Annotated in this window: 3 protein-coding genes; 2 read left to right on the top strand and 1 reads right to left on the bottom strand. The window is 67.4% G+C overall.

Features of this window, described 5'->3' with window-relative positions:
- Window positions 1-152 precede the first annotated feature (152 nt).
- Complete coding sequence (locus tag RIF85_RS14460) at window positions 153-1,088, bottom strand: TatD family hydrolase (protein ID WP_309072600.1); 936 nt, start codon at window positions 1,086-1,088, stop codon at window positions 153-155.
- A gap of 186 nt (window positions 1,089-1,274) precedes the next feature.
- Between RIF85_RS14460 and RIF85_RS14455 the strand changes: the two genes are divergently transcribed.
- The gene (locus tag RIF85_RS14455) at window positions 1,275-2,318 is read left to right on the top strand and encodes a MoxR family ATPase (RefSeq protein WP_309072599.1); all 1,044 of its coding nucleotides are present in this window, start codon (window positions 1,275-1,277) and stop codon (window positions 2,316-2,318) included.
- 4 nt (window positions 2,319-2,322) lie between these two features.
- Window positions 2,323-3,436 (top strand): DUF58 domain-containing protein (locus RIF85_RS14450; protein ID WP_309072598.1); only part of this gene is annotated, 1,114 nt, incomplete at its 3' end.

Here is a 3,436-nt window from a genome sequence, read left to right as displayed (position 1 = left end):
GCGCGGCTCAACGCCAGCGGTACAACAAAGAAGAGACCCGTCGCAGCGGACAGCATTAGTCGAAAGCCTTCCCCGACCCCGGCTAATATCAGCCCACCGTAATCGAACTGTGATACAAGGGCAAGCTAGCAAAATGGCTTACTTGTCCCGCGTCACTCCCATTCCCCGTACGCACGCCGCGTGTTGGCGTTGACAGACCGGCAGAGTTCCTCCAAGTCAGAGCCAAGATGCTCCGCCATGAACCGGACCGTGTAGGGCACGGCATAGGTGGCATTCGGCTGCCCCCGGAAGGGGTGCGGTGTGAGGAACGGCGCATCGGTTTCGGTGAGGATCAGGGTCGGGTCGGCGATCTCCAGGGCATCGCGCAGACCGCGTGCGTTCTTGAAGGTGACGGTTCCGGAGAAGGACATGAACCAGCCGTTCTCGTTGCAGATCCGGGCAAGGTCGGCGTCGCCGGAAAAGCAATGGAAGATCACCCGGGCGGGAGGTTCCTCTGTGCGCAGGACCTTTACGACGTCGTCGTGCGCATCCCGGTCATGGATCTGCAGGGCAAGATCCAGGCGGCGGGCGATGTCCAGGTGCCGGCGGAAGGAGTGCTCCTGCCGCTCGCGCCCGCCCTCGCCGGTGCGGAAGTAGTCCAGGCCGGTCTCGCCGATGGCGCGGATGCGCGGGTGCTGCGCGAGCTGCTCGATCTCGGCGAGCGCGTCCTCGAGGGCGCCGGCCTCGGCGAGCAGGGGCGCCTCGTTGGGATGGATCGCGACGGCGCCGAGCAGCCGCCGGTCCTGGTCCACCGCCTCGACGGTGAAGCGGGAGGACTCCAGGTCGGTGCCCACCTGCACCGCGAAGCCGACGCCGACGGCCTCCGCCGCATCCATCGCGTCGGCGATGCTCACGGCAACCTGGCCGTCGCGGAAATCGAGGTGCGTGTGGTTGTCCATCACGGGGTACGGAAGCGGCTCCGGCGCCGGCGGGTACTCCAGTTTCCGGCTGCGGCCGCCCGCCTCGGGAGCGCGTGACCGGCCGGTGGGCGAGTCTTCCGCCGTCGTCTCTTCGGGCCGGTACTGAACGGGGATCGAACTGGTGCACATAGTCCAACCCTAGACTTTTCTTGCAGTCTGCCCGGATCCGCGCTGGTGAGCGGAACTTTCCGCCACGAACCTCAGTTGTCCTAGTACTCTTGAGCTAGTTAGCAACCGTTGCCCCGCACGTGTTCCACTGACGTTTCCCACACCGTCGTGGTTTGGCGTTCCCGGCAGCGTTTCCGGAAGGTATCCATGGACGCCCACAATCAGTACGCCACCCCCAACGGCAGCACGGCGCCCAGTGCGGATACTGTTCGTCCGCCCATGACAGGCGAGATGTTCCACGACACCAGCGCGCGCATCCTGAAGTCCATCAACACGGTCATCGACGGCAAGCCCGACGCCGCCCGGCTGGCCTTGACGGTGCTGCTCGCCGAAGGCCACCTGCTCCTGGAGGACGTACCCGGCGTCGGCAAGACCATGCTCGCCAAGACCCTCGCCCGGACCATTGACTGCAGCGTCAACCGGATCCAGTTCACCCCGGACCTGCTGCCTTCGGACGTCACCGGCGTCTCCATCTACAACCAGGACTCCCACCGGTTCGAGTTCCGGCGCGGTCCGGTGTTCGCGAACATCGTCATCGGTGACGAGATCAACCGTGCCTCCGCCAAGACCCAGTCCGCGCTGCTCGAGTGCATGGAGGAACACCAGGTCACGGTGGATGGTTCGTCCTACCGCCTCTCCGAACCGTTCATGGTGATTGCCACCCAGAACCCGATCGAGATGGAGGGCACCTACCCGCTGCCCGAAGCCCAGCGCGACCGCTTCATGGCCCGCATCTCCATGGGCTACCCGGACATGAGCTCGGAAATGGACATGCTCGAGACCCACCAGTCGGTCTCGCCGCTGCGCTCCATCCAGCCCGTTGCCGGCGTCGAGGACGTCGCCGCGATGATCCGCCAGGTCCGGCAGGTGTACGTCTCCCCCGCGGTGAAGGAGTACACGGTCGGCATCGGGCATGCCACCCGGCAGCACCCGCAGCTCCGTCTCGGTGCGAGCCCCCGCGGCCTGCTGCAGATGCTGCGCGCGGCGAAGGCCGGTGCGGCCCTCGAGGGCCGCGACTTCGTCCTGCCCGACGACGTCAGCTCCGTCGCCGAATCCGTCCTCGCCCACCGGCTCATCCTGGACCGGAAGGCACTCAGCTCCGGCGAGACGCCGTCGTCGATCATCTCCGGCATTCTTGCCCGGGTGCCGGTGGCACGCGACGCGGCGAACGCCTCCTCCCGAAACGGCTGAGCACATGGGACTGGTCGAGCGGCTACCGCGCATCCTGACCGTTCGGGGATGGGGACTGGCCGCGGCCGGTGTCCTTTCACTCCTGCTGGCCCAGTTCCTCGGCCGGCGGGACCTCTTGTACTTAGGCCTCCTGCTGGTCCTGCTGCCCTTGGTGTCCGTGCTGGTGCTGCGACTGGTCAAGCCGAGTTTCACGGTGCACCGCACCTTCGCGCCGCAGAGCATGGAGACAGGGTTCACCACCACGGTGACGCTGTCCGTAGCCTCCGACGGTCCGTTGGGCGGCTCCGTGGTGATGCGCGAACAGCTTCCGCAGCGCTTCGGCGACGCCCCCGAGTTCCACTTCCCCGCCCGCCACCCCACCCCGAGCGGAGTGAGCCTGTACGAGTACCGGCTGCGGTCGGCCGCGCGGGGCGTGTACGACGTCGGCCCTGTCACCGCCGGCTTCACCGACCCCTTCGGCCTGGGCATTTCCCGGCACACGCTCGGCGGGACGGACCGGCTGGTGGTCACCCCCAGCCCGCTGGAGCTGCCGCACTCGCCGCTCACCGGGGTCCGGGGCACGGACGGCAACGCTGTCACCCGCCGGAATGCGAATCCCAGCGACGACGACGTCATGACCCGCGAATACCGCCACGGCGATCCCATGCGCCGGGTGCACTGGGCTGCGACCGCCCGGCACAACGAACTCATGGTGCGTCAGGAAGAATCCGTCACCACCCCCGAAGCCACCCTGATCCTCGATCAGCGGCAGGCCAGTTACGGGTCCGGTTTCCTCTCAGCGTTCGGCGGCGATCCCGAGACCGATTCCGGCATGCTCTCCTCCCCCACCTTCGAGTGGGCCGTGGTCGGTGCCGTGTCAATCGCGGCGCACCTGCTGGAACGCGGCTATTCGCTCCGGTTCGTCGACGAAACAGGAACGCCTGCACTGCGACGCTCCGTGTCCGCGCCATGGCCCGACGACGAGGAATTTTCGGGCCAGGGCGGGCTGCACAACATCGCCCAGGGGCTCGCGGCCCTCGAACTGCTGCCTGATCCGACGAAGCGTTCGGCAGCGTCGCAGAAGCGGGCGTCCGGCGCCCCCGGCCGGTCCGGTTCCCACGCGGTGCGGCGTCCGGGCA

This window comes from Arthrobacter sp., from assembly GCF_031179385.1.
Taxonomy (GTDB): Bacteria; Actinomycetota; Actinomycetes; order Actinomycetales; family Micrococcaceae; genus Arthrobacter_D.
Note: the sequence above shows the minus strand (reverse complement) of the source record. Positions and strands in the feature narration are given on the sequence as shown.